Below are 23747 nucleotides of genomic sequence, written 5' to 3'. Positions count from 1 at the left end.
GAGCGCGTGATCATTGGGGTCGGGATCGATGTGGCGGAGATCGAGCGCTTCGGCGCCGCGCTGGGGCGGACCCCCCAGTTGGCCGAACGGCTCTTTCTGGAGCGGGAGTTGCTGCTGCCCGGCGGGGAGCGGCGGGGGATCGCCTCGCTGGCGGCCAGGTTCGCCGCCAAGGAGGCCCTGGCCAAGGCGCTCGGCGCGCCGGGTGGACTGCTCTGGACCGATGCCGAGGTGTGCGTCGAGGAGAGCGGGCGGCCACGCCTCGAGGTGCGCGGCACCGTCGCCGCGAAGGCGGCCGAACTCGGCGTCCGCACCTGGCACCTGTCGCTCAGCCACGACGCGGGGGTGGCGTCGGCCGTGGTGATCGCGGAGGGTTGACGGTATGCGACATGCCTACAGCGTCGAAACCGTACGGGCCGCCGAGAAGGCACTGATGGCACGACTGCCGGAAGGGGCGCTGATGCAGCGGGCGGCCGCCGGCCTCGCGGTGGCCTGCGGTGACCTGCTCCGCCGCAACGGGCGGGTGTACGGGTCCCGGGTGCTCCTCCTCGTCGGCAGTGGTGACAACGGCGGCGACGCGCTGTACGCGGGCGCCCGGCTGGCCCGGCGCGGAGCCGGGGTACGGGCCGTGCCGACCTCGCCGGACAAGATCCACAGGGCCGGACTGGCGGCCCTGCTGGCGGCGGGCGGGCAGGTCCTCGACGGACCGGACCTCGGGGTCTTCGGCCCCGTCGACCTCGTCGTCGACGGCATCACCGGGATCGGGGGCCGCGGCGGCCTGCGCCCCGGAGCGGCCGCACTGGTGCACGCGGTCACCGGGGGCCACGCGCCCGTGCTCGCGGTGGATCTGCCGAGCGGGATCGAGGCGGACACCGGCCAGGTGCTCGGTGCGGCCGTACGGGCGGACGCGACGGTCACCTTCGGCGCGTACAAACCGGGGCTGCTCGTCGATCCGGCCGCCGAGCACGCGGGCGCACTCCGGCTCGTCGGCATCGGACTGGAAGCGGAACTGCCCGCACGGCCGGACCTGGAGGCCCTCCAGTACGCCGACGTGGCCGCCCTGCTGCCCGTGCCCGGAGCCGAGAGCGACAAGTACCGGCGCGGGGTCGTCGGGGTGGCCGCAGGCTCGGAGCGTTACCCGGGTGCCGCCGTGCTCGCGGTCGCGGGTGCGCTGCGCGGCGGCGCGGGAGCCGTGCGGTACGCCGGCCCCGGGGCCGGCGCGGTGACCGCCCGCTTCCCGGAGACGCTGGTGCACCCCGGCCGGCCCTCGGAGGCCGGGCGGGTGCAGGCCTGGGTGGTCGGGCCGGGACTCGGCGACTCCACGGCGTCCTCGGAGGCGGTGGCCGATGTGCTGGCCGCGGACGTCCCCGTGCTGGTCGACGCGGACGGGCTGCGGCTCATGGACGCCGAGGCCGTGCGGTCCCGGACCGCGGCCACCGTCCTCACCCCGCACGCCGGCGAGGCAGCGGCGCTGCTCGGGGTGCCACGCGAGGAGGTCGAGGCGGGCCGGCTCGCCGCCGTACGGGAACTGGCCGCGCGCTACCGGTCCACCGTGCTGCTCAAGGGCTCGACGACCCTGGTGGCCGGACCCGGGGGCCTGCCCGTGCGCGTCAATCCGACCGGTACGCCGTGGCTGGCCACGGCGGGCAGCGGCGACGTGCTGTCCGGGCTGACCGGTTCGCTGCTGGCCGCGGGCCTCGCGCCGCGCGACGCCGCGTCGGTGGGTGCCTATCTGCACGGGCTCGCGGCACGCCGGGCCTCGGACGGGGCGCCGGTCGCCGCGCAGGACGTCGCGGACGCCGTACCGGCGGCCTGGCGGGACGTGCGGGCCTGATCCACGCTGGAACCACGGGAACGGGAGGTGATCGGCCGTGGGCAGCGGCAGCGGCATCCGGGTACGCAGGGTGTACGACCCGCCGGAGGACGACGACGGCAGCCGTGTCCTGGTGGACCGGCTCTGGCCGCGCGGGATCTCCAGGGAGGACGCGGCGGTCGACCTGTGGGCCAAGGACGTGGCGCCTTCGAAGGAGCTCCGCACCTGGTACCACGAGGACCGCTCCGCCGGCCGGTACGACGACTTCGTGGAGCGCTACCGCACCGAGCTCGGCGACCCCGGGCACACCGAGGCCGTCGAGGAACTGCTCGCCCTGCTGCGCCGGGGCGGTCCCGTCACCCTCGTCACGGCCGTGAAGGACGTCCCGGCCGGCCACGTCCCGGTCCTCGTCGGCCACCTGGAGAAGGCCCTCGACCACCGCTGACCGCCTCACCGGGCACAGGAGGCCGAGAGCACAGACGTACGGCTCTGAGACACTGGGCGCGATGAACGAGACAGCGACCCTGAGAGCCCGTGCCGAGATCGACCTCGCCGCGTTGCGCGCCAATGTGCGCGCCCTGCGCGCGCGGGCGTCCGGGGCACAGCTCATGGCCGTGGTGAAGTCCGACGCCTACGGGCACGGGGCGGTGCCCTGCGCCCGGGCGGCGCTGGAGGCCGGGGCGGCCTGGCTGGGCACCGCCACCCCGCAGGAGGCGCTCGCCCTGCGGGAGGCCGGGATCGGCGGCCGGGTGATGTGCTGGCTGTGGACGCCGGGCGGCCCCTGGCGTCAGGCGGTCGAGGCGGACATCGACGTCTCGGTGAGCGGGATGTGGGCGCTGGACGAGGTCGTCGCGGCCGCCACGGACGCCGGTGTCCCGGCCCGGATCCAGCTCAAGGCGGACACGGGCCTGGGCCGCAACGGCTGTCAGCCCGCCGACTGGCCGGAACTCGTCTCGGCCGCCCGCGCCGCCGAGGAGGCGGGCATCCTGCGCGTCACCGGGCTCTGGTCGCACTTCGCCTGTGCCGACGAGCCCGGCCACCCGTCGATCACCGCTCAGCTGGACGTCTTCCGCGACATGGTGGCGTACGCGGAGAAGGAAGGCGTCAGGCCCGAGGTGCGGCACATCGCCAACTCCCCGGCGACGCTCACGGTGCCCGAGTCCCACTTCGACCTCGTACGCACCGGGATCGCGATGTACGGCATCTCGCCCAGCCCCGAGCTGGGCACCCCGGCCGACTTCGGGCTGCGGCCCGTCATGACGCTCGCCGCCTCCGTCGCGCTGGTCAAGCAGGTACCCCAGGGCCACGGCATCAGTTACGGGCACCACTACACGACCTCCGCCGGGACGACGCTCGCCCTGGTGCCCGTCGGGTACGCCGACGGCATCCCGCGCCACGCCTCCGGCCGGGGCCCCGTCCTGGTCGGAGGTGCGGTACGCAGGATCGCGGGCAGGGTGGCCATGGACCAGTTCGTGGTCGACCTCGGGGGCGACCCCCTCGAAGCGGGCGCGGAGGCGGTGCTGTTCGGGCCGGGGGACCGGGGCGAGCCGAGCGCGGAGGACTGGGCCGAAGCGGCCGGCACGATCGCGTACGAGATCGTCACGCGCATCGGCGTACGCGTCCCGCGCGTCCATCTCCACGAGGGCTCCGGCCGGGGCTGAGGCCTGGCACCGGCCACGACCACGGTCCGACGACAACGACGAAGGAGCACGGCACGGTGAGCGAGACCAGCGCGGAGGACGTGGTGGCGACGGCGGCCGTCGCGGCGGCCGGCTGGCGCCGGGCGGGCTTCGCCGGAGCGGCGATAGGCGTCATCGCCGCGGGCGCGGCCGCGGGCGTCGCCGTCGAACGGCTCACGGTGGGCCGGGGCATGCGCAAGAAGGCCCGCCTCGCACTGGACGCCTCCGGCCCGTACGGATCCCTGCGCGGGCTGCCCGGCCGGGCGGTGGCGGACGACGGCACCGAGCTGTACTACGAGGTCGACGAGATCGAACCGGACGGTGGTACGAGCCGTGCGGGCGAGGGTCCCGGCGCCCCCGCCCCCGCGGGCTCGGGGACGCGCCGGCGCAGGCTGTTCGGCAGCAAGGACCCCGCGCCCCTGACCGTCGTCTTCAGCCACGGCTACTGTCTCGGCCAGGACTCCTGGCACTTCCAGCGGGCCGCGCTGCGCGGCCTGGTCCGCACGGTCCACTGGGACCAGCGCAGCCACGGCCGCTCCGAGCGGGGCAGGGCGCAGGGCGAGGGCGTGCCGCTCGGTATCGACCAGCTCGGCCGTGATCTCAAGGCGGTCATCGACGCGGCGGCGCCGGAGGGCCCGCTGGTGCTGGTCGGGCACTCCATGGGCGGGATGACGATGATGGCGCTCGCCGACCGGTATCCGGAGCTGATCCGCGACCGGGTGGCCGCGGTCGCGTTCGTGGGGACGTCGAGCGGCAAGCTCGGCGAGGTGAATTTCGGTCTGCCGGTGGCGGGCGTGAACGCGGTGCGCCGCGTGCTGCCCGGGGTGCTGAAGGCGCTCGGATCGCAGGCCGAGCTGGTGGAGCGGGGGCGGCGGGCGACCGCCGACCTCTTCGCGGGGCTGATCAAACGGTATTCGTTCGGCTCGCGCGACGTGGACCCGGCGGTCGCGCGGTTCGCCGAGCGCCTGATCGAGTCGACCCCGATCGATGTGGTCGCCGAGTTCTACCCGGCGTTCACCGAGCACGACAAGAGCGGGGCCCTGCCCGCCTTCCGCGGGCTTCCGGTGCTGATCCTGGCCGGTGACAAGGATCTCGTGACGCCCAGTTCGCACAGCGAGGCCATCGCGGACGAGCTCCCGGACGCGGAGCTGGTCATCGTGCCGGACGCCGGTCATCTGGTGATGCTGGAGCACCCGGAGACGGTGACCGACCGGCTCGCGGACCTGCTGGTGCGGATCGGCGCGGTTCCGGCCGGGGCGCCCTGATCCTCTACCGTTGGTCGGCATGGAAGCAGCGCACAACCGCCCGGCGACCGGCACCGCCGCACCGGGCACCGTCACCCTGGCCGTCGCCGTGGAGTCCCCCGAAGAGATGAAGGACCTGGGCCGCCGGATCGCCGGACTGCTGGCCCCCGGTGACCTGGTGATGCTCACCGGCGAGCTCGGCGCGGGCAAGACCACCCTGACCCGCGGGCTCGGTGAAGGCCTCGGGGTGCGGGGTGCCGTCACCTCGCCGACCTTCGTGATCGCCCGGGTCCATCCGCCCCTGGGCGAGGGCCCGGCCCTGGTCCACGTCGACGCGTACCGCCTGGGCGGCGGCCTCGACGAGATGGAGGACCTGGACCTCGACGTGTCACTGCCGGAGTCGGTGGTCGTCGTGGAGTGGGGCGACGGCAAGGTCGAGGAGCTGTCGGAGGACCGGTTGAGGGTGGTGATCGACCGCGCGGTCGGTGACACGGACGACGAGCGCCGCACAGTGACCCTGGTGGGGATCGGCACGCGCTGGGCGGGGCTGGACGCGGAGCTGGCGGCGCTCTGAGGTGGGGCGGGCGGCCCGGCCGAGCGGCCTCCGCACCCGCTCCCGGGCACTTTCCGACACTGCGTCGGTAAAATGTTGCGCCAGGGGCTCCCCTCGTGGTCACATGGGTACAGAGATGGGTTAGGTGTACCTAACCAGGTCTCTCGCCGAAGCCCGAGGAGGCATCCATGCCGGCACCCGAGCGTGAAGTGCAGCCGCAGTCGTCGCAGGCGGAGCCACCGCCGGCGTCCGCGGTGTCCATGAAGGACCTGCTGGCCTCCTGCGCGGCCGCGACGGCGGTGTCGACCCCGCCCCGCGGCGATCACGCCGCCGAGGACGACGCCGAGGACGCACGGTTCGAAGCGGGCCGCGACGCGGCGTGACCCCTGGGCCCGACGGCACGGCAGGACGCGCGCGCTAAGGGACGACGACGACCTTCACGCCGACCGTCGCGAAGGTCCACAGCACATTGCCGTCGGCCCGCTTCATCCGCACCCCGCCGGTCTTCATCGTGGGGTCGGGGCTGGGCATCGAGTCGTCCTGCGCGGCGCTGAAGCCCACGGACACGTCGTCGACGTTCGCGAAGCGCACCACGTGCTCGATCGGGACGCCGTCGGACCCCTTGATACTGCCGGAGCGCGAGGTGACCTGGTACGCGCCCGGCGGCGGGCTCACCGCGCTCGGCATCACGGAGAACGTCCGGAGGGCCTTCTCCTGGTCGTCCACGATCCACACGCGGCGGTCCTCCAGCGCGTACACGACGCGGGCCCCCGCGCCGGAGCCCGCCGGGACCGCGAGCGGCTGCTCGGTCGGCGTGGGCTTCGGCGAAGGGGACGCCGACGGCCCGGCAGCCCCGGCCGAGGAGGCGTCGACCGAGTCGGGCGCGTTCGCCGACGCCTGGTAGGCGAGGAAACAGACCGCGGCCACCGCCGCGGCAGTGAGCCCGGCCACGATTCCCGAGCTGCCCCGTGCCACCGTGAGGTCCCCTTTCACATGCGTCGGCCACATGTCGTACAAGTATTTACGTCGTACACACGTATACCCCGGCGACGGTATCAGCAGCGGAAGGGCGGAACGGGACGCTGCACGGCCTGCCGTGGCCGGGCCGGCGGAGCCGTAGGCTGTTCGTGTGCTGCTGCTCGCCATGGATACCGCCACCCCCGCCGTCACCGCCGCCCTTCACGACGGGACCTCCGTCGTCGCCGAGACCGGTCAGGTCGACGCCCGGAGGCACGGGGAACTGCTGCTGCCCGCCGTCGACAGGGTCCTCGCCGAGGCCGGGGTGAAGCTCGACGCCGTGACCGACGTGGCCGTCGGGGTCGGCCCCGGCCCGTACACCGGGCTGCGCGTCGGCCTGGTCACCGCGGCGGCCTTCGGCTCCGCCCTCTCCGTGCCGGTGCACGGGCTGTGCACGCTCGACGCCCTCGCGTACGCCGCGGGGCTGGACGGCGTCGAAGGCCCCTTCGCCGTCGCGACCGACGCACGCCGCAAGGAGGTCTACTGGGCACGGTACGAGGACTCCCGCACCCGGGCCGGCGAACCCGCCGTCGACCGGCCCGCCGACATCGCGGACCGGCTCGCCGGACTGTCCGTCGTCGGTGCGGGCGCCCTGCTCTACCCCGAGGCATTCCCGGACGCCCGCGGCCCGGAGCACGTCTCCGCCGGGGCGCTCGCCTCCCTGGCCGCCGAACGCCTGGCCGCCGGCGACGCTCCGCTCCCGCCGCAGCCGCTCTACCTCCGCAGGCCCGACGCCCAGGTCCCGAAGAACTACAAGGTGGTCACCCCCAAGTGACCACCGCGACCGCTGTGCTCCGCGAGATGCGCTGGTGGGACATCGAGCCGGTGCTGGAGCTGGAACACGAGCTGTTCCCCGAGGACGCCTGGTCGGCCGGCATGTTCTGGTCCGAACTGGCCCGCGCCCGCGGGCCCCGGGCCACCCACCGCTACGTCGTCGCCGAGGACCCCGCCGACGGCCGGATCGTCGGCTACGCGGGCCTCGCCTCGGCCGGCGACCTCGCCGACGTCCAGACGATCGCGGTCAGCCGCGGCCAGTGGGGCGGCGGCCTCGGCTCCGAACTCCTGACCGACCTGCTCCGGCACGCCACGGCCCTCGAGTGCACCGCCGTGCTCCTGGAGGTCCGTGTCGACAACACCCGCGCGCAGAAGCTCTACGAACGCTTCGGCTTCGAGCCCATCGGCTTCCGCCGGGGCTACTACCAGCCGGGGAACATCGACGCACTCGTCATGCGCCTGACCGTACAAGGAACAGAGACAGACTGATGGCTGACGAACCGCTCGTACTCGGTATCGAGACCTCCTGCGACGAGACCGGCGTCGGCATCGTGCGGGGCACGACGCTCCTCGCCGACGCCGTCGCGTCCAGCGTCGACACGCACGCCCGCTTCGGCGGAGTCGTCCCGGAGATCGCCTCCCGCGCCCACCTGGAGGCGATGGTCCCCACCATCGAGCGCGCCCTGAAGGACGCCGGGATCAGCGCCCGTGACCTCGACGGCATCGCCGTCACGGCCGGCCCCGGGCTCGCGGGGGCGCTGCTCGTCGGAGTATCGGCCGCCAAGGCGTACGCGTACGCGCTGGACAAGCCGCTCTACGGGGTGAACCACCTGGCCTCGCACATCTGCGTCGACCAGCTGGAGCACGGCCCGCTGCCCGAGCCGACGATGGCGCTGCTGGTGAGCGGCGGGCACTCCTCACTGCTGCTGGCTCCGGACATCACGAACGACGTACGGCCGCTGGGCGCGACCATCGACGACGCGGCGGGCGAGGCCTTCGACAAGATCGCCCGGGTGCTGGACCTCGGCTTCCCCGGCGGACCGGTCATCGACCGGCTGGCGAGGGAGGGAGATCCGAAGGCGATCGCGTTCCCCCGCGGGCTGAGCGGCCCGCGCGACCCCGCGTACGACTTCTCGTTCTCCGGTCTCAAGACGTCCGTGGCGCGCTGGATCGAGGCGAAGCGCGCGGCCGGTGAGGACGTTCCCGTGCGGGACGTGGCGGCGTCCTTCCAGGAGGCCGTGGTGGACGTCCTCACCCGCAAGGCGGTCAGGGCCTGCAAGGACGAGGGCGTCGACCACCTGATGATCGGCGGCGGTGTCGCGGCGAACTCACGGCTGCGGGCCCTGGCCGAGGAGCGGTGTGCGAAGGCGGGCATCAGGCTGCGGGTCCCCAGGCCGGGGCTGTGCACGGACAACGGGGCCATGGTCGCCGCACTGGGCGCGGAGATGGTGGCGCGCAACCGCCCGGCGTCGGACCTGGACCTCTCGGCGGACTCCTCGCTGCCGGTCACGGAGCCCCATGTACCGGGTGCGCACGGCCATGACCACGACCATGTGCACGAGATCAGCAAGGACAACCTCTACTCATGACCGTCGCCCTGATGTGGGAGGCCCGCGCCGCCGAGGGCCGCGGCGCGGAGCTGCTGGAGTGGGCCCGGGCCCGGGCGGCGGAGCTGGCCCCGGCGCCGCTGCGCAGCGAGCTCCTGCGGGCCCCGCAGGAGCGGGTCCTGGTGCTGACGTGGTGGGACGCCGGATACGACGACGGGCTGCCCGAGCTGCCCGGGCCGGAGGCCGGGCTGATCAGCCGCCCGGTGCACCGGTGGCGGTTCGAATCCCTGGGTCCGGCGGCCGGCTGACGGGCGTACGGCCGCGCGTGTTCCGATGAGTTTCCGGCGCGGGACCGGTCCACCTTGCACAGCGAACGACGACGTTCCTCGTGTGAGAGGAGAGAAGCCATGCAGAAGATCAGGCCCTGTCTGTGGTTCGACAGCCAGGCCCAGGAAGCCGCGGAGTTCTACGTCTCGGTCTTCGGCGGTGATTCCCGCATCGGGGACATCACCTACTGGAGCGAGGGGTCCCCGCAGGCGGGCTCGGTGCTGACCGTCGACTTCGTGCTCGCCGGCCAGGAGTACCTCGGGCTCAACGGCGGCCCGCAGTTCCACTTCAGTGAGGCCGTCTCGCTGAGCGTGGACTGCGAGGACCAGGGGGAGGTCGACACCCTGTGGGCGAAGCTCACCGAGGGCGGCGAGGAGGGCGTGTGCGGGTGGCTGAAGGACAAGTACGGTCTGTCCTGGCAGATCGTCCCGCGCGCGCTGCCCGAGCTGCTCGGCGGTCCCGACCGGGTCAGGGCCGACCGCGTGATGAAGGCGATGACGGGGATGCGGAAGCTGGACGTCCAGGCCCTGCGGGACGCCTGAGGCGCCCGGTGCCGCACGCCGTGCGCGGGCGGGGGATCGGGCGCACCCTGGAAGCAGGAATCCCGGGAGGTGAGCGTCATGATGGAGACAGCCGTCGGCTGGCACATCGAGCTGGAATTCGAGGAGGACACCCACCGGACGCGCGCGGCCGCGATGGTGCGGCTGAGTGACGGGACCGAGGTGCGGTCCCACGGGTACGCCAGCCGTCACCCCTCCGACGCGGAGCAGCCGAGGGTCGGCGAGGAGATCGCGGGTGCCCGTGCGCTCAACGAACTGGCGATGAAGCTGCTCACCAAGGCACACGACGAGATCGACGAGGCGTCCGGCCGCACGTCGTACCCGCTGACCTGACCCGGGGCCGGTCCACCGCCCTCGGGCGGGGCGCGCACTCGGTGACCTCTGGTCCGTGCCCGGTCGTCCACCGCTTCCGCCGCCTCCGCCCGCGGAGACACAGATGCGGCCCGGCCGTGACGTCCTGCTGAGGAACCGGGTGATCGTCCTCACTGATCTGGTGAAGACGTCCGTCGGGCCCGGGCGGCTCGGGCTCCTCCGGACGGGGGCGGAGCCGCCGCGCTCGGATGGTGCCCGGTGGGTCCGGCGTTCCTCATGTCCGAGGACGCCCACGACGTCCTCGGTGTGACCCCGGAGGCCGGCTGCCTCGTCGTGGGTGCCGCCGTGCTGGTCCCCGCGGCCGTCCTCATGGCCGTGGACGTGGCCAGGGGCCTGGGGGGCCACCGTCTGCTCGTGCGGTGGGGTGCGCCGGGCCGCGGCCCGGAGGGGGACATGCTCCCGCACCGGCCGCGGGTGAGCCTGGCGTGGCTGCCGATGTCGTTCACGCGCTGTGCGGCGGGACTCTTCGGCTGCGCGGCCGTCCCGGCGACCGCCAGGGCGGACCGGAGACGTACGGCCTGGCGGCCTGGCCGGCGGGGCCCGGGTTCCTCGCCCGGCTGACGGGGCTGACCGTTCTCGTGAAGGCGTTCGCCCGTCGCCGCCGGGTGCTGCGGACGCCCGCCGGGGCCCCGGCGGAAACGCTGGTCGCGGCGGGCCGCTGGTCAGCTCCGTTCCACGGGCTGCCCGATCAGCATCGTCGGCGCCCCGGCCACCCGGGTCAGGAAGACCGTGGCGGCGTGCGGCCCCTGGAGTTTCATCCTCCGGCGGAGTTCCTCCGGCTCGACGGCCGAGCCGCGCTTCTTCACCGTCAGGACGCCCACTCCGCGCTCCCTCAGCAGGGCCTTCAGCTTCTTCATGTGGAAGGGCATCTGATCGGTGATCTCGTACGCGGTCGTGGCGTCGGATACGTACGGGGCGTCGCTCGTGACGTACGCGATGGTCTCGTCGATCAGTCTGCCCCCGCAGTCCTCCACGACGCGGGCCACCAGGTGGGCGCGGATGACCGCGCCGTCCGGCTCGTGCAGATACCGGCCGACGGGGCCCACCGGCGGGGCGGGGAGCGGACCGTCGGAGGTGAGGGTCGCGCGGGAGGGGAGCAGCGTGGCCCGGAAGGTGCCCGGGGAGAAGCCCTCGCCGAACCAGAGCACGGCTTCCTTGACGTCGCCGCCGTCCGAGATCCATTCGGCCTCGGCCCGCGGTTCGATTGCCTCGTGCGGGACCCCGGGGGCGATCTTCAGCGCGGCGCGCGGGGCCTTCAGCGCGGCCCCGGCAGCCCAGGAGAGCGGCGGCGAATAGGCCTCGGGGTCGAAGATCCTGCCGCGTCCGCCGCGCCGCGCGGGATCGACGAAGACCGCGTCGTACGGGGAGGTGTCGGTCTCCGTGACGTCGGCGCACCGCACCTCGACGAGGTCCTGGAGTCCGAGCGCCTCGGCATTGGCGCGGGCGACCAGGGCGGTGAGCGGATCTCGGTCCACCGCCAGGACCGAGATACCCGCCCTGGCCAGGGCGATCGCGTCGCCGCCGATGCCGCAGCACAGGTCGGCCACGCTCCGTACGCCGAGCTCCGCGAACCGTCCGGCGCGGTAGCCGGCGACCGAGGTGCGCGTCGCCTGTTCCACGCCGTCGGGAGTGAAGAACATGCGGTACGCGTCGGCGGCCCCGAACTTGGCCACCGCCCGCTGTCGCAGCCGTGCCTGACCGAGCGCCGCCGACACGAGGGGGGCGGGATGGGTGCGGCGCAGCCGGGTCGCGGTCGCCAGCTCCCGGGCCGGGTCGTGGTCCCGCAGCTCGTCCAGGAGCGCCGCGCCCTCGGGGGTGCGCAGGGCGGCGAAGGAGGCGAGCGGGCCGGTCTGACCGGTCCGCTCGGCGGGGGTGAGGGCTTCCACGGGTCCGTCGTTCACCGGTCCATTGTGAGCCAGCCGGGGGACCCGGCGGGACCGCCGGAGGTGTCGCGGGAGGCGGCCGGTGACGCGGTGGCAGGATGCGGCGCCATGCAGCTAGTACGACAAAAAGAAAAATCTGCCACGAAATACCGTGGAACGGTCCGTGTGGTCCTGGTGGCCCTGCTGGCCGGAGCCGCCGCGTCCGGGTGCGCCGGCGGTCCGGACGACGACGCCAGGCGGCCGCCCCCGGCCGCCGGACTGCCGGGGGCGGCCGCCCCTCCGGCAGCCGCCCTCCCCCCGGCGGGCCCCGCCGCCGCCGCGGCCAAGGCCGAACAGCTGAAGCGGGAGCAGGCGGCACGCGTCGCCGCCGCGAAGAAGTGGGGACTGGCGAAGGTCCCGCTCACCGCTCCGCCGCCACCCGCCGTGAGGCCCCGCATCACCACCCGCGAGGGGTTCGAGGTGGAGGGCGGGGAGTCGCTGCCGCCGGTCTTCACCACGGTGCCCACCCAGGAGCGGATCGTCTTCCTGACGATGGACGACGGGGCGGAGAAGGACCCCGAACTGCTGCGGATGATGACCGAGCTGAAGATCCCGTACAGCGCCTTCGTCAGTGACTACGTGGTGAGTGACGACTACGGCTACTTCAAGGACATGCAGGCCAGGGGCGTCACCATCAACAACCACACGCTCAACCACCGCTACCTCCCGGGGCTCTCGAAGGACGAGCAGCGGCGGGAGATCTGCGGTGAACAGGACAAGATCGAGAAGCACTTCGGGAAGCGTCCCACCCTCTTCCGGCCGCCGTACGGCAACTACAACGGCGACACCCTGCGCGTCGCCCGGGACTGCGGCATCACGGCCGTGCCCCTGTGGGCGGCCGAGGCGTTCCCCGACCACATGGAGTGGCGTGAGCAGGACCAGGACCTTCACCCCGGTGACATCATCCTCACCCACTTCCGGGGGCGCGAGGACTGGGAGGGATCCATGACCGACATGGTCCGCCGGGTCATGAAGACGGTCACGGACAAGGGGTACGCCGTGGCCAGGCTGGAGGACTACGTCTGAACGGCCCGGAACGCCGCGGCGGTCTCCCGCGTTGTCCGGGCGTACGCCGGTCCGCGACGCCACGCGAGGGTGGTGAATTGGCACTCCGCTTGACCGAGTGCTAATCGCAGTCATAGTCTCAGTGCTGGCACTCCCCGATGGAGAGTGCCAGCACAGCTGCGCGACAGGGCAGGTCCGGCACCCGCGACGACGGATCGGTCTGGTCGCCACTCCACAGACTGTTAAACCCCGTGAGATCTCCGAAGGGGGAGACCGGATCGTGTCGACCACCAGCTCCAAGGTTGCGATCAAGCCGCTCGAGGACCGCATTGTGGTCCAGCCGCTCGACGCCGAGCAGACCACGGCTTCCGGCCTGGTCATTCCGGACACCGCCAAGGAGAAGCCCCAGGAGGGCGTCGTCCTGGCCGTGGGCCCGGGCCGCTTCGAGAACGGCGAGCGCCTTCCGCTCGACGTCAAGACCGGCGATGTCGTCCTGTACAGCAAGTACGGCGGCACCGAGGTGAAGTACAGCGGCGAGGAGTACCTCGTCCTCTCGGCGCGCGACGTTCTCGCGATCGTCGAGAAGTAATTCACCCACGTTTGCTTGTGTTCTGCGCCCCTGGCCCCCTGCGAAATGACTAGCCGGGCGGCAGGGGCGCAGTTCGTTTGAGAGGACAGCTCAGCCCATGGCGAAGATTCTGAAGTTCGACGAGGACGCCCGTCGCGCCCTTGAGCGCGGCGTCAACAAGCTTGCCGACACGGTCAAGGTGACGATCGGCCCGAAGGGCCGCAACGTCGTCATCGACAAGAAGTTCGGCGCTCCCACCATCACCAACGACGGTGTCACCATCGCGCGCGAGGTCGAGCTCGACGACCCGTACGAGAACCTCGGTGCCCAGCTGGTGAAGGAGGTGGCGACCAAGACCAACGACGTAGCGGGTGACGGCACCACCACCGCCACCGTGCTCGCCCAGGCCCTCGTCCGCGAAGGCCTGCGCAACGTCGCCGCGGGCGCGTCCCCGGCCGCCCTGAAGAAGGGCATCGACGCCGCCGTCAAGGCCGTGTCCGAGGAGCTCCTCGCGACCGCCCGCCCGATCGACGACAAGGCCGACATCGCCGCCGTGGCCGCGCTCTCCGCGCAGGACCCGCAGGTCGGCGAGCTCATCGCGGACGCGATGGACAAGGTCGGCAAGGACGGTGTCATCACCGTCGAGGAGTCCAACACCTTCGGTCTGGACCTCGAGTTCACCGAGGGCATGGCCTTCGACAAGGGCTACCTCTCCCCGTACATGGTGACCGACCAGGAGCGTATGGAGGCCGTCCTCGACGACCCGTACATCCTGATCCACCAGGGCAAGATCGGCTCCATCCAGGAGCTGCTCCCGCTCCTGGAGAAGGTCATCCAGGCCGGCGCCTCCAAGCCGCTCCTGATCATCGCCGAGGACGTCGAGGGCGAGGCGCTCTCCACCCTCGTCGTCAACAAGATCCGTGGCACCTTCAACGCCGTCGCGGTGAAGGCCCCGGGCTTCGGTGACCGCCGCAAGGCCATGCTCGGCGACATCGCCACCCTCACCGGTGCGACCGTCATCGCCGAGGAGGTCGGCCTCAAGCTCGACCAGGCCGGTCTGGACGTGCTGGGCACGGCCCGCCGCGTCACCGTCTCCAAGGACGACACGACCATCGTCGACGGCGGCGGCGACTCCGCCGACGTCAAGGGCCGGGTCAACCAGATCAAGGCCGAGATCGAGAACACGGACTCCGACTGGGACCGCGAGAAGCTCCAGGAGCGCCTCGCGAAGCTGGCCGGCGGCGTGTGCGTGATCCGTGTCGGTGCTGCCACCGAGGTGGAGCTCAAGGAGAAGAAGCACCGTCTGGAGGACGCCATCTCCGCGACCCGCGCCGCGGTCGAGGAGGGCATCGTCTCCGGTGGCGGCTCGGCCATCGTCCACGCCGTCAAGGTCCTCGAGGGCAACCTCGGCAAGACCGGCGACGAGGCCACGGGTGTCGCGGTCGTGCGCCGCGCCGCCGTCGAGCCGCTCCGCTGGATCGCGGAGAACGCGGGCCTCGAGGGCTACGTCATCACCTCGAAGGTCTCCGAGCTCGACAAGGGCCAGGGCTTCAACGCCGCGACCGGCGAGTACGGCGACCTGGTGAAGGCCGGCGTCATCGACCCGGTCAAGGTCACCCGCTCCGCCCTGGAGAACGCCGCGTCCATCGCGTCGCTGCTGCTCACGACCGAGACCCTGGTCGTCGAGAAGCCGGCTGAGGAAGAGGCCGACGCCGGTCACGGCGGCCACGGCCACTCCCACTAGTACGCTCCGTACGCCGCCGAGGCCCGGTACCCCCGTCGCGGGGGCACCGGGCCTCGGTGCTGTCCGGGGGTCCGGACGCCGGCCGGCTACCGGGGGCCGTACGTCCGGCCCGCGCGGGAGGCCACTCCGCCGAGCAGGCCGCGGGGTGCCAGCTTCACCAGGCCCATCAGCGCCTTGTACCGCGGGTCCGGGATCGACACCGACCTGCCCCGGGCCAGGTCCGCCAGGGCCGCGGTCACCAGCTTGTCCGCGTCGAGCCACATCCAGTCCGGAATGTTTCCCGTGCCCATCCCGGCCCGCTGGTGGAACTCGGTCCGTACGAAGCCCGGACACAGCGCCATCAGCCGAACCCCCGTCCCCGCCAGGTCCTTCGCCGCGCCCTGGGTGAACTGCACGACCCACGCCTTCGACGCCCCGTACGTCCCGCGGGGCAGGAAGGCCGCGACGGAGGCCACGTTGACCACCCCGCCGCGCCCGCGCTCCCGCATCGGTCCCGCGGCGGCCGAGGTCAGCCGCAGCACGGCCTCGCAGTGGACCTTCAGCATCGTCAGCTCATCCGCCATCGGCACGTCCAGATAACGCCCCTTGTTGCCGAAGCCGGCGTTGTTGACCAGGAGGTCGACAGGGCTCACACGATCCGTCAGCCGTGCTGCGACCGCGTCGATCCCGGCGTCCGTGGACAGGTCGGCCGTCAGCACCTCGGCCTCGATGCCGTGCCCGTCGTGCAGCTCCGTGGCCTGGGCCCGCAGCCGCTCCGTGTCGCGGGCCACGAGCACCAGGTTGTGCCCGTCACCCGCGAGCCGCCGTGCGAAAGCGGCCCCGATCCCCGCCGTCGCGCCCGTAATCAGTGCAGTCGTCATAGGCGGCACGTTAGTGCCCACGTCAACGGACGGCCGACCCGCCTTCCACCTGCGGGCGAGGAGAACCCTGGAGGTGCCCTCCGGACACCCCTCGGGCGTGCCCGGAGGGCAGCCGCTCCGCCACGTACGCCCGCGCCGCGCGCAGCGTCTCCGTGTGCAGGGCGTCACCGGCATCGAGCAGACGCGGCAACAGCTCCCGTTCCGTGGTCGTCGCCCGGAACTCCAGGGCAGCGGTGATCCCGTGGCCGGGCACATGCACCACCTCGACCGGGTCGCCCGAACGGATCGTCCCCGGCTCGAGGACGCGCAGGTACGCGCCCGTGACGCCTTCCCGCGTGAACCGCCTCACCCAGCCCCGCTCACCCAGGTGTCCCGCGAACGTACGGCACGGGATGCGGCCCGACGTCACCTCCAGCACCAGTTCGCCACCGATGCGCCAGCGCTCCCCGATCCGCGCGTGGCTCACGCTGACGCCGAGGGTCGTGAGGTTCTCGCCGAACGCCCCGTTGGGCAGGGGACGGCCGAGCTGCTCCTCCCAGGCGTCCAGATCCTCGCGGGCATAGGCGTACACCGCCTGGTCCGTCCCGCCGTGGTGCCGGAGATCGCACACCGTGTCACCCGCCAGGCCACTGCCGCCGCTCCCCTTGGGACCGGGGTCGGCGACCCGCACGGGACTGTCGGACGGAAGCTTGCGGATGCCGGTGAGCCCGTCTGCCCCGTCCGTGTGGGGGGAGTGGGCGGGACGGCCGAGATTCACGGTGAGCACCTTCATGACCGGACAGGCTAGCCGGGAAGAAACCAAAGGTGCTCGTGATTATTCGTCCCCCGGTGCAAGATTCGCTTATGGTCGAAGGGTGATCGAAGCCCGTCATCTCCGTGTCCTGCGCGCCGTGGCCACCACCGGTTCGTTCTCCGCCGCCGCGCGGGAGCTGGGCTGTACACAGCCGGCCGTCAGCCAGCAGATGAAAGCGCTGGAGACCACCACGGGCACTCCGCTGCTGATCCGCACGGGGCGTGAGATGCGGCTCACCCAGGCGGGTGAGGCGCTGGTGCGCCACGCCTCCGGCATCCTCGCGGGGCTGACCGCGGCGGAGGAGGAGGTCGCCGCGATCGCGGGGCTGCGGGCCGGCCGGGTCCGGCTCGTGTCGTTCCCGAGCGGGAGCTCCAGCCTGGTACCCGGCGCCCTCGCCGCACTGCGCGCCGCGCACCCCGGCACCCGGGTCTCGCTCGTCGAGGCGGAACCGCCGCGCTCGGTGGAGATGCTGCGCGACGGGGACTGCGACATCGCGCTGGCGTTCCGTTACGGGGTGACCGGCGGCGAATGGGACGACCTGGTCGTGCGCCCGCTGCTCAGGGACCGGCTCATCGGGCTGGTCCCCGAAGGGCACCGGCTGGCGGGGGCGGACGCGGTGGGCATCGGGGAACTGGCCGACGAGCCGTGGATCGCCGGCTGCCCGCGCTGCCGGCGCCAGCTGGTGGAGGTGTGCGAGGACTCGGGCTTCACCCCGCGGATCGACTTCGCCACGGATGACTACCCGGCGGTGATCGGTCTCGTCGGGGCGGGCCTCGGCGTCGCCGTCCTGCCCGAGCTGGCCCTCGAGTCCGTACGGCCCAAGGGGGCGCGCACCGTGACGGTGGAGCCGGCCGTCGAGCGGGAGATCGTCGCTCTCACCCTGCCCGACCTCGCCCGGGTGCCGGCGGTGGCGGCGACCCTGGACCAGCTGTCCCTGGCGGCCGCACGCTGACCGGCCCGGACGCACGCGGACGGCCCGGCCCGCACCCGGGGCGGTAGGTCCGACGGGGTGCGCCAGGCGCGAGGAAACGTTTCTGTATTCGGCGGACGGTGCGGACCGTCAGGTCTGGCCGGGCTCCGGGGCCGGTCCCGGGCGGGCGGAGATCAGACGACTGCGGGCGCGGCCCATGAGCTCTTCGCGTTCGTCCTCGGTCAAGCCGCCCCATACCCCGTAGGGCTCGCGTACCGCGAGCGCGTGCGCCGCGCACTCGGCACGTACCGGGCAGCGCATGCAGACCTCCTTGGCCGAGGCCTCGCGGGCACTCCGCGCTGCTCCGCGTTCCCCTTCGGGGTGGAAGAAAAGCGAGCTGTCGACCCCGCGGCAGGCGGCCAGCAGCTGCCAGTCCCACAGGTCCGCGTTGGGTCCGGGAAGGCGGGAGAAATCTGCCATTGCGTGTCCCCTCGAAACCTTGCTGGTTCGGAAACGGCATCCTCGACCGTTGTCGTTCGTCCGGTGCTCGTCGGTGACCGGAATCCCGACCGTACATCTACGGTGTTAGTAGATGTAAATATGACCGATTGCGAATCTAGCCTCATACGCCACCAAAAGTGAAGAAAAACCTCTAAATGGGGCAGGCTGTTGAGTGAGGGGGTAATTGAAGGGTGAATGACCCCGTGTCGCTCCCCTCCGCGCACGGCCCTTCACTTAGAGTGCCGAACCGGATGCTTTGGCCCGTAACTCTTTCGAGTGACCGTCGTTGATGAGGGCGAGGCGGTTGACGGAGAACGAGCTCGGGCAGATGTCCGAGGGGGTCAACCGCACAGGTGACGACTTGTATCAGCCTGGAGGCTCAAGGTGACGCGCATCAGCTGCGGAGGACGGTCATGACATCCGTCCTCGTCTGCGACGACTCCCCGCTTGCCCGAGAAGCGCTCCGCCGCGCGGTTGCGACCGTGCCCGGCGTCGAGCGTGTGACGACCGCGGCCAACGGTGAGGAAGTGCTCCGCCGGTGGGGGGCCGACCGTTCGGATCTGATTCTGATGGACGTACGCATGCCCGGCCTGGGAGGTGTGGAGACGGTCCGGCGGCTGCTCTCGGCGGATCCCGGGGCCCGGATCATCATGCTGACCGTCGCCGAGGACCTGGACGGGGTCGCGCTCGCGGTCGCCGCCGGCGCCCGCGGCTATCTGCACAAGGACGCCTCGCGTGCCGAACTGCGCGCGACCGTGACCCAGGCGCTCGCCGATCCGACATGGCGACTCGCCCCGCGCCGGCTGCGGTCCGCGGAGATGGGCGCGGCGCCGACGCTCACCGCGCGGGAGATCCAGGTGCTCGAAGGCATGAGCCACGGCCGTTCCAACGCGGAGATCGGCCGCGAGCTGTTCCTCTCCGAGGACACGGTGAAGACGCATGCGCGGCGCCTGTTCAAGAAGCTCGGAGCCTCCGACCGTGCGCACGCCGTCGCGCTCGGATTCCGCTGGGGTCTGGTCCGCTGATGCCGCGGCGCGGCCGGTAGCCGTGTGATCCCGTCCGCACGCCGGCGGACGGGGCGACGGCGGTGGCGGACCTGCGGCCGGGCCCTCCCCACCAGTGCCGTGTGACGCTTCCCGGCCGATGCCGCATCCTTGGGGACGTGGAGTTCCTCGGGGAACATTCGGTCGAGCGGAAGGGGAGGGCGCAGGACATGACACCCGGCGCACCCGCTCAGAACGCTGGAGCACTCGCTCGCGACGCCGGTGGCGCACCGGCCGGCGCGCGGGCCGACGTACATTCCGACCGCGCCGACGTACCCGTCGGCGGAACCGGCGCAGCCGCTGATAACGCTTCGGTGCACAACTCGGGACGTGATGCGTCGGATCCGGCGGCGCCGGGGCACCATGGTCCGATGCGCGAGGACGGGACGACGGTGATCGGTGCTCTGGTGCACCGCGCCGTGGACGGGGACGCGCAGGCCACCCATGACCTGCTGGCCCATGTCCACCCGCTCGCTCTGCGCTACTGCAGGTCCCGGCTGAACCGGCTGCCCGGTGATGCCCGCCACTTCGTGGAGGACCTCGCGCAGGAGGTCTGTGTCGCGGTACTGATGGCGCTGCCGCGGTACAAGGACACCGGCAGGCCCTTCGAAGCCTTCGTCTTCGCCATCGCGGGTCACAAGGTCGCCGACCTCCAGCGGGCCGCGATGCGGCACCCCGGATCGACGGCGGTGCCCTCCGACGAGATGCCGGAGCGGCCCGATGATTCACTCGGCCCGGAGGAGCGGGCGCTGCTCAGCAGCGACGCGGCCTGGGCCAAGAAGCTCCTGGCCAATCTGCCGGAGAACCAGCGCGAGCTGCTGGTCCTGCGGGTGGCGGTCGGGCTGACCGCCGAGGAGACCGGACAGATGCTCGGAATGTCCCCGGGTGCCGTCAGGGTCGCCCAGCACCGCGCGCTGAGCAGACTGAGGGCCCTCGCGGGCCAGTAGGCGCCGGTTCCCAGGGCCTCCACGGTGTGGAGGAAGCCACGGAACCACCAGGTGATCTTGATCGTGGAATGAGACACCCCGCGAGCCCGTTAGCATGGACATCCGCACCGATCAAGACCATTTGGGGAAGGTGTCATGACTGCAAACGTCGACGGAGTGCCTGAGAAGTTCGCGACGCTCGGGCTGACATACGACGACGTGCTGCTGCTGCCGGGCGCGTCCGAGGTCCTGCCCAACGCGGTCGACACCTCGTCCCTCATCTCGCGCAACGTGCGGGTGAACATCCCCCTGCTGTCGGCCGCCATGGACAAGGTGACCGAAGCCCGGATGGCCATCGCCATGGCCCGTCAGGGCGGTGTCGGCGTACTGCACCGCAACCTCTCGATCGAGGACCAGGTGAACCAGGTCGACCTGGTCAAGCGGTCCGAGTCGGGGATGGTCACGGACCCGATCACCGTGCATCCCGACGCCACGCTCGGCGAGGCGGACGCGCTCTGCGCGAAGTTCCGCATCAGCGGGGTGCCGGTCACCGACCCCGCCGGGAAACTCCTCGGCATCGTGACCAACCGTGACATGGCCTTCGAGTCGGACCGGTCACGCCAGGTGCGCGAGGTCATGACGCCGATGCCGCTCGTCACCGGACGGGTCGGCATCTCCGGCGTGGAGGCCATGGAGCTGCTCCGTCGCCACAAGATCGAGAAGCTGCCGCTGGTCGACGACGCGGGCATCCTCAAGGGCCTCATCACGGTCAAGGACTTCAAGAAGGCCGAGCAGTACCCGAACGCCGCCAAGGACGCCGAAGGCCGTCTGCTGGTCGGCGCGGCGGTCGGCGCCAGCCCCGAGGCGCTGGACCGTGCGCAGGCGCTCGCCTCCGCGGGGGTCGACTTCCTGATCGTCGACACCTCGCACGGACACAACAGCAACGCCCTCGACTGGATGGCGAAGATCAAGTCGAGCGTCGCCATAGACGTCATCGGCGGCAACGTCGCCACCCGCGACGGTGCCCAGGCGCTGATCGACGCCGGTGTCGACGGTGTGAAGGTCGGCGTCGGCCCCGGCTCGATCTGCACCACCCGTGTGGTCGCCGGCATCGGCGTCCCCCAGGTCACCGCGATCTACGAGGCCGCGCTCGCGGCCCGTGCCGCCGGCGTCCCCGTCATCGGGGACGGTGGCCTCCAGTACTCCGGCGACATCGGCAAGGCACTCGCGGCCGGGGCGGACAGCGTGATGCTGGGCAGCCTCCTCGCGGGCTGCGAGGAGTCCCCGGGCGAGCTGATGTTCATCAACGGCAAGCAGTTCAAGTCGTACCGCGGCATGGGCTCGCTGGGCGCCATGCAGTCCCGGGGGCAGGGGCGCTCGTACTCCAAGGACCGCTACTTCCAGGCCGAGGTGTCCTCGGACGACAAGCTGGTACCCGAGGGCATCGAGGGGCAGGTGCCCTACCGCGGCCCGCTGGCCAACGTCCTCCACCAGCTGGTCGGCGGCCTCCGCCAGACCATGGGCTACGTCGGCGCCGTCTCCGTCGACGAGATGGAGAGCAAGGGCCGCTTCGTCCGGATCACCTCGGCGGGTCTCAAGGAGAGCCACCCGCACGACATCCAGATGACGGTCGAAGCGCCGAACTACAGCAGGAAGTAACACATCATCGCAGGTGAGGGGCGGACCGGGGTTCCCGGGACCGCCCCTCGTGTGTGTGTCGGGGATACTGGTCAGCGCAGACGTAGAGGAAAGGCCACATCATCGTGACTGAGATCGAGATCGGGCGCGGCAAGCGCGGTCGGCGGGCATACGCGTTCGACGACATCGCTGTCGTGCCGAGCCGGCGCACCCGTGACCCGAAGGAGGTCTCGATCGCCTGGCAGATCGACGCCTACCGTTTCGAGCTGCCGTTCCTGGCCGCCCCCATGGACTCGGTGGTCTCCCCGCAGACCGCCATCCGCATCGGTGAGCTGGGCGGACTGGGCGTCCTCAACCTCGAGGGGCTGTGGACCCGGCACGCCGACCCGCAGGCACTGCTCGACGAGATCGCCGAGATGCCCGTCGAGACCGCCACCCCGCGGCTCCAGGAGATCTACTCCGCCCCCATCCAGGAGGAGCTGATCGGGCAGCGCATCAAGGAGGTGCGCGACTCCGGTGTCGTCACCGCCGCCGCGCTGTCTCCGCAGCGCACCGCGCAGTTCTCCAAGGCCGTCGTCGACGCGGGTGTGGACATCTTCGTCATCCGCGGCACGACGGTCTCGGCCGAGCACGTCTCCGGCGCGGCCGAGCCGCTGAACCTGAAGCAGTTCATCTACGAGCTGGACGTCCCGGTCATCGTCGGCGGCTGCGCCACGTACACCGCCGCCCTGCACCTGATGCGCACCGGCGCGGCCGGTGTCCTCGTCGGCTTCGGCGGTGGCGCCGCGCACACCACACGCAACGTCTTCGGCATCCAGGTCCCGATGGCGACCGCGGTCGCCGATGTGGCCGGGGCCCGCCGCGACTACATGGACGAGTCCGGCGGCCGGTACGTGCACGTCATCGCGGACGGCGGCGTCGGCTGGTCCGGTGACCTGCCCAAGGCCATCGCCTGCGGCGCGGACGCCGTGATGATGGGCTCCCCGTTGGCCCGTGCCACGGATGCGCCCGGCCGCGGCCGGCACTGGGGCATGGAGGCCGTCCACGAGGACGTGCCGCGCGGCAAGCTGGTCGACCTGGGCTCCGTCGGTACGACCGAGGAGGTCCTGACCGGTCCTTCGCACAGCCCTGACGGCTCGATGAACATCTTCGGCGCGCTGCGCCGGGCGATGGCCACCACGGGCTACAGCGACCTCAAGGAGTTCCAGCGCGTCGAGGTGACGGTGGCGGACTCGCAGCACAGCCGCTGATCTCCCGCGCAGCACGCACGAGGGCCCGGACCGTCAGAACCCAAGGGGACCGGTCCGGGCCCTCGTGCGTGTGCGGGGTGTCAGCCGGCGCGCCTGGCGCCGCCGAAGGCCGCGACCGGACCCAGGAGGAGGAAGAGGTACGTCATGAAGTCGGCCTCCTCCTTCCAGATGTCGAAGACGTCACCGAAGTGGTCGAAGAAGACCTCGGAGAAGCCGACACCCAGGCCGTCCGCGAGGATCATCGACATGCCGACGAGCTGGCCGAGGAAGACGGCGGCCAGGGAGAAGACGGCGCCGGCGCCGAGGACGGCGGGGTTGGAGCCGCCGGCCTTGCTCCCGGCGAAGCCGGTCAGGAAGCCGACACCGATGGCCGCGTAGCCGACCTCACGCTCGATGGACCCGGCGAGGACGCCGTAGAGGACGGCGGCCACGATCGCGGCGCCCAGTGCGGCCAGCACACCGAGTCCGACCTGGTTGCGGGCCGCCGGCGGAGCGGGCGGGAACGGACCGCCGAACTGACCGCCGCCGAACTGGCCCTGCTGCCCCGCGAACGGATTGCCGGTCGGCGCGCCGGGCTGCCGGCCCGCGTACGGGTTGCCCTGCTGCTGGTCCGCGTACGGGTTGCCGTCGGCCGGCCCGCCGCCGTAGGGCTGCTGCGGCGGGTTCGGCGGCTGCACGGGCTGGCTCATGAAGGTGTTCCCCCT

28 protein-coding genes are annotated in these 23747 nt (G+C 72.1%); 22 read left to right on the top strand and 6 right to left on the bottom strand.

Going from position 1 to position 23747, the window contains the following annotated elements:
- Nucleotides 1–6 precede the first annotated feature (6 nt).
- The 7 genes from ACF1FZ_RS01755 (at nt 7) to ACF1FZ_RS01725 (ending at nt 5669) form a co-directional block, all read left to right on the top strand.
- Nucleotides 7–375 carry a holo-ACP synthase gene (locus ACF1FZ_RS01755; RefSeq protein ID WP_391771795.1) on the top strand — a complete coding sequence of 123 codons (369 nt, stop codon included), beginning with the start codon at nt 7–9 and terminating at the stop codon, nt 373–375.
- A gap of 4 nt (nt 376–379) precedes the next feature.
- Nucleotides 380–1831: an NAD(P)H-hydrate dehydratase gene (locus ACF1FZ_RS01750; RefSeq protein ID WP_391771393.1), complete on the top strand. Its 1452-nt coding sequence runs from the start codon at nt 380–382 to the stop codon at nt 1829–1831.
- A 37-nt stretch (nt 1832–1868) separates the two neighbouring features.
- Nucleotides 1869–2255: a DUF488 domain-containing protein gene (locus tag ACF1FZ_RS01745; RefSeq protein WP_391771392.1), complete on the top strand. Its 387-nt coding sequence runs from the start codon at nt 1869–1871 to the stop codon at nt 2253–2255.
- A gap of 61 nt (nt 2256–2316) precedes the next feature.
- A complete protein-coding gene (gene alr / locus ACF1FZ_RS01740; protein WP_391771391.1) occupies nt 2317–3471 on the top strand; it encodes an alanine racemase in 1155 nt (384 codons plus the stop codon).
- A gap of 56 nt (nt 3472–3527) precedes the next feature.
- Nucleotides 3528–4754 (top strand): alpha/beta fold hydrolase, encoded by a 1227-nt coding sequence (locus ACF1FZ_RS01735; RefSeq protein WP_391771390.1) that lies wholly within the window; start codon nt 3528–3530, stop codon nt 4752–4754.
- Nucleotides 4755–4773: 19 nt separating this feature from the next.
- Nucleotides 4774–5307, top strand: a complete 534-nt coding sequence (gene tsaE / locus ACF1FZ_RS01730) for a tRNA (adenosine(37)-N6)-threonylcarbamoyltransferase complex ATPase subunit type 1 TsaE (RefSeq protein WP_391771389.1) — start codon at nt 4774–4776, stop codon at nt 5305–5307.
- 167 nt (nt 5308–5474) lie between these two features.
- Nucleotides 5475–5669, top strand: coding sequence for a hypothetical protein (locus ACF1FZ_RS01725; protein ID WP_391771388.1), 195 nt, complete (start codon nt 5475–5477; stop codon nt 5667–5669).
- A gap of 34 nt (nt 5670–5703) precedes the next feature.
- On the opposite strand, the gene ACF1FZ_RS01720 is transcribed toward ACF1FZ_RS01725, so the two are convergent.
- Nucleotides 5704–6294: a hypothetical protein gene (locus ACF1FZ_RS01720; RefSeq protein WP_391771387.1), complete on the bottom strand. Its 591-nt coding sequence runs from the start codon at nt 6292–6294 to the stop codon at nt 5704–5706.
- A gap of 136 nt (nt 6295–6430) precedes the next feature.
- Here ACF1FZ_RS01720 and tsaB point away from each other — a divergent pair, with 136 nt between their 5' ends.
- From tsaB to ACF1FZ_RS01685, 7 genes are all read left to right on the top strand, one after another.
- Nucleotides 6431–7078 carry a tRNA (adenosine(37)-N6)-threonylcarbamoyltransferase complex dimerization subunit type 1 TsaB gene (tsaB, locus tag ACF1FZ_RS01715; protein ID WP_391771794.1) on the top strand — a complete coding sequence of 216 codons (648 nt, stop codon included), beginning with the start codon at nt 6431–6433 and terminating at the stop codon, nt 7076–7078.
- Nucleotides 7075–7566, top strand: a complete 492-nt coding sequence (gene rimI, locus ACF1FZ_RS01710) for a ribosomal protein S18-alanine N-acetyltransferase (protein ID WP_391771386.1) — start codon at nt 7075–7077, stop codon at nt 7564–7566. Before tsaB ends, rimI begins: the two co-directional genes overlap by 4 nt.
- Nucleotides 7566–8666, top strand: a complete 1101-nt coding sequence (tsaD, locus tag ACF1FZ_RS01705; RefSeq protein WP_391771385.1) for a tRNA (adenosine(37)-N6)-threonylcarbamoyltransferase complex transferase subunit TsaD — start codon at nt 7566–7568, stop codon at nt 8664–8666. Before rimI ends, tsaD begins: the two co-directional genes overlap by 1 nt.
- Nucleotides 8663–8932 (top strand): hypothetical protein, encoded by a 270-nt coding sequence (locus tag ACF1FZ_RS01700; RefSeq protein ID WP_391771384.1) that lies wholly within the window; start codon nt 8663–8665, stop codon nt 8930–8932. Before tsaD ends, ACF1FZ_RS01700 begins: the two co-directional genes overlap by 4 nt.
- Before the next feature lie 99 nt (nt 8933–9031).
- Nucleotides 9032–9493: a VOC family protein gene (locus ACF1FZ_RS01695; protein WP_391771383.1), complete on the top strand. Its 462-nt coding sequence runs from the start codon at nt 9032–9034 to the stop codon at nt 9491–9493.
- Nucleotides 9494–9571: 78 nt separating this feature from the next.
- Nucleotides 9572–9844 carry a DUF1876 domain-containing protein gene (locus ACF1FZ_RS01690; protein ID WP_391771382.1) on the top strand — a complete coding sequence of 91 codons (273 nt, stop codon included), beginning with the start codon at nt 9572–9574 and terminating at the stop codon, nt 9842–9844.
- A 255-nt stretch (nt 9845–10099) separates the two neighbouring features.
- Nucleotides 10100–10444, top strand: a complete 345-nt coding sequence (locus ACF1FZ_RS01685) for a hypothetical protein (protein WP_391771381.1) — start codon at nt 10100–10102, stop codon at nt 10442–10444.
- A 101-nt stretch (nt 10445–10545) separates the two neighbouring features.
- On the opposite strand, the gene ACF1FZ_RS01680 is transcribed toward ACF1FZ_RS01685, so the two are convergent.
- On the bottom strand, nt 10546–11769 hold the full coding sequence (locus tag ACF1FZ_RS01680) for a methyltransferase domain-containing protein (protein WP_391771793.1): 1224 nt from the start codon (nt 11767–11769) through the stop codon (nt 10546–10548).
- A 105-nt stretch (nt 11770–11874) separates the two neighbouring features.
- Here ACF1FZ_RS01680 and ACF1FZ_RS01675 point away from each other — a divergent pair, with 105 nt between their 5' ends.
- The 3 genes from ACF1FZ_RS01675 (at nt 11875) to groL (ending at nt 15122) form a co-directional block, all read left to right on the top strand.
- Nucleotides 11875–12831, top strand: a complete 957-nt coding sequence (locus ACF1FZ_RS01675; protein ID WP_391771380.1) for a polysaccharide deacetylase family protein — start codon at nt 11875–11877, stop codon at nt 12829–12831.
- 259 nt (nt 12832–13090) lie between these two features.
- On the top strand, nt 13091–13399 hold the full coding sequence (gene groES, locus ACF1FZ_RS01670) for a co-chaperone GroES (protein WP_030084405.1): 309 nt from the start codon (nt 13091–13093) through the stop codon (nt 13397–13399).
- 97 nt (nt 13400–13496) lie between these two features.
- Nucleotides 13497–15122: a chaperonin GroEL gene (gene groL / locus ACF1FZ_RS01665; RefSeq protein ID WP_325746311.1), complete on the top strand. Its 1626-nt coding sequence runs from the start codon at nt 13497–13499 to the stop codon at nt 15120–15122.
- Between the two features lie 86 nt (nt 15123–15208).
- Here the strand turns inward: groL and ACF1FZ_RS01660 are convergent, their stop codons facing one another.
- Nucleotides 15209–15982 carry an SDR family NAD(P)-dependent oxidoreductase gene (locus ACF1FZ_RS01660; RefSeq protein WP_391771379.1) on the bottom strand — a complete coding sequence of 258 codons (774 nt, stop codon included), beginning with the start codon at nt 15980–15982 and terminating at the stop codon, nt 15209–15211.
- A 22-nt stretch (nt 15983–16004) separates the two neighbouring features.
- Nucleotides 16005–16754 (bottom strand): MOSC domain-containing protein, encoded by a 750-nt coding sequence (locus tag ACF1FZ_RS01655; protein WP_391771378.1) that lies wholly within the window; start codon nt 16752–16754, stop codon nt 16005–16007.
- Between the two features lie 82 nt (nt 16755–16836).
- Between ACF1FZ_RS01655 and ACF1FZ_RS01650 the strand changes: the two genes are divergently transcribed.
- Nucleotides 16837–17727: a LysR family transcriptional regulator gene (locus ACF1FZ_RS01650; protein ID WP_391771377.1), complete on the top strand. Its 891-nt coding sequence runs from the start codon at nt 16837–16839 to the stop codon at nt 17725–17727.
- A 108-nt stretch (nt 17728–17835) separates the two neighbouring features.
- Here ACF1FZ_RS01650 and ACF1FZ_RS01645 read toward each other — a convergent pair whose 3' ends face one another.
- Complete coding sequence (locus tag ACF1FZ_RS01645) at nt 17836–18165, bottom strand: WhiB family transcriptional regulator (RefSeq protein WP_391771376.1); 330 nt, start codon at nt 18163–18165, stop codon at nt 17836–17838.
- 434 nt (nt 18166–18599) lie between these two features.
- Here ACF1FZ_RS01645 and ACF1FZ_RS01640 point away from each other — a divergent pair, with 434 nt between their 5' ends.
- From ACF1FZ_RS01640 to ACF1FZ_RS01625, 4 genes are all read left to right on the top strand, one after another.
- Nucleotides 18600–19211, top strand: a complete 612-nt coding sequence (locus tag ACF1FZ_RS01640; protein WP_003948568.1) for a response regulator transcription factor — start codon at nt 18600–18602, stop codon at nt 19209–19211.
- A 389-nt stretch (nt 19212–19600) separates the two neighbouring features.
- Nucleotides 19601–20176 carry a sigma-70 family RNA polymerase sigma factor gene (locus tag ACF1FZ_RS01635; protein ID WP_030123887.1) on the top strand — a complete coding sequence of 192 codons (576 nt, stop codon included), beginning with the start codon at nt 19601–19603 and terminating at the stop codon, nt 20174–20176.
- A gap of 135 nt (nt 20177–20311) precedes the next feature.
- Nucleotides 20312–21814, top strand: a complete 1503-nt coding sequence (gene guaB, locus ACF1FZ_RS01630; protein WP_391771375.1) for an IMP dehydrogenase — start codon at nt 20312–20314, stop codon at nt 21812–21814.
- A 104-nt stretch (nt 21815–21918) separates the two neighbouring features.
- Nucleotides 21919–23043 carry a GuaB3 family IMP dehydrogenase-related protein gene (locus ACF1FZ_RS01625; protein ID WP_391771374.1) on the top strand — a complete coding sequence of 375 codons (1125 nt, stop codon included), beginning with the start codon at nt 21919–21921 and terminating at the stop codon, nt 23041–23043.
- Nucleotides 23044–23123: 80 nt separating this feature from the next.
- On the opposite strand, the gene ACF1FZ_RS01620 is transcribed toward ACF1FZ_RS01625, so the two are convergent.
- Nucleotides 23124–23732, bottom strand: coding sequence for a hypothetical protein (locus ACF1FZ_RS01620; RefSeq protein ID WP_391771373.1), 609 nt, complete (start codon nt 23730–23732; stop codon nt 23124–23126).
- Nucleotides 23733–23747: the final 15 nt, after the last annotated feature.

This window comes from Streptomyces sp. NPDC014623 (assembly GCF_043088245.1).
Classification (GTDB): domain Bacteria; phylum Actinomycetota; class Actinomycetes; order Streptomycetales; family Streptomycetaceae; genus Streptomyces.
This window is presented reverse-complemented; position numbering and strand designations above follow the sequence as displayed.

What these genes read in the sequence shown, in the direction of transcription:
- ACF1FZ_RS01750 (WP_391771393.1), top strand. Translation starts at nt 380, where the DNA reads ATGCGACATGCCTACAGCGTCGAAACCGTACGGGCCGCCGAGAAGGCA.
- alr (WP_391771391.1), top strand. Translation starts at nt 2,317, where the DNA reads ATGAACGAGACAGCGACCCTGAGAGCCCGTGCCGAGATCGACCTCGCC.
- tsaE (WP_391771389.1), top strand. Translation starts at nt 4,774, where the DNA reads ATGGAAGCAGCGCACAACCGCCCGGCGACCGGCACCGCCGCACCGGGC.
- ACF1FZ_RS01725 (WP_391771388.1), top strand. Translation starts at nt 5,475, where the DNA reads ATGCCGGCACCCGAGCGTGAAGTGCAGCCGCAGTCGTCGCAGGCGGAG.
- ACF1FZ_RS01720 (WP_391771387.1), bottom strand. Translation starts at nt 6,294, where the DNA reads ATGTGGCCGACGCATGTGAAAGGGGACCTCACGGTGGCACGGGGCAGC.
- tsaB (WP_391771794.1), top strand. Translation starts at nt 6,431, where the DNA reads ATGGATACCGCCACCCCCGCCGTCACCGCCGCCCTTCACGACGGGACC.
- tsaD (WP_391771385.1), top strand. Translation starts at nt 7,566, where the DNA reads ATGGCTGACGAACCGCTCGTACTCGGTATCGAGACCTCCTGCGACGAG.
- ACF1FZ_RS01700 (WP_391771384.1), top strand. Translation starts at nt 8,663, where the DNA reads ATGACCGTCGCCCTGATGTGGGAGGCCCGCGCCGCCGAGGGCCGCGGC.
- ACF1FZ_RS01695 (WP_391771383.1), top strand. Translation starts at nt 9,032, where the DNA reads ATGCAGAAGATCAGGCCCTGTCTGTGGTTCGACAGCCAGGCCCAGGAA.
- ACF1FZ_RS01690 (WP_391771382.1), top strand. Translation starts at nt 9,572, where the DNA reads ATGATGGAGACAGCCGTCGGCTGGCACATCGAGCTGGAATTCGAGGAG.
- ACF1FZ_RS01685 (WP_391771381.1), top strand. Translation starts at nt 10,100, where the DNA reads ATGTCCGAGGACGCCCACGACGTCCTCGGTGTGACCCCGGAGGCCGGC.
- ACF1FZ_RS01675 (WP_391771380.1), top strand. Translation starts at nt 11,875, where the DNA reads ATGCAGCTAGTACGACAAAAAGAAAAATCTGCCACGAAATACCGTGGA.
- groL (WP_325746311.1), top strand. Translation starts at nt 13,497, where the DNA reads ATGGCGAAGATTCTGAAGTTCGACGAGGACGCCCGTCGCGCCCTTGAG.
- ACF1FZ_RS01660 (WP_391771379.1), bottom strand. Translation starts at nt 15,982, where the DNA reads ATGACGACTGCACTGATTACGGGCGCGACGGCGGGGATCGGGGCCGCT.
- ACF1FZ_RS01655 (WP_391771378.1), bottom strand. Translation starts at nt 16,754, where the DNA reads ATGAAGGTGCTCACCGTGAATCTCGGCCGTCCCGCCCACTCCCCCCAC.
- ACF1FZ_RS01645 (WP_391771376.1), bottom strand. Translation starts at nt 18,165, where the DNA reads ATGGCAGATTTCTCCCGCCTTCCCGGACCCAACGCGGACCTGTGGGAC.
- ACF1FZ_RS01640 (WP_003948568.1), top strand. Translation starts at nt 18,600, where the DNA reads ATGACATCCGTCCTCGTCTGCGACGACTCCCCGCTTGCCCGAGAAGCG.
- ACF1FZ_RS01635 (WP_030123887.1), top strand. Translation starts at nt 19,601, where the DNA reads ATGCGCGAGGACGGGACGACGGTGATCGGTGCTCTGGTGCACCGCGCC.
- guaB (WP_391771375.1), top strand. Translation starts at nt 20,312, where the DNA reads ATGACTGCAAACGTCGACGGAGTGCCTGAGAAGTTCGCGACGCTCGGG.
- ACF1FZ_RS01620 (WP_391771373.1), bottom strand. Translation starts at nt 23,732, where the DNA reads ATGAGCCAGCCCGTGCAGCCGCCGAACCCGCCGCAGCAGCCCTACGGC.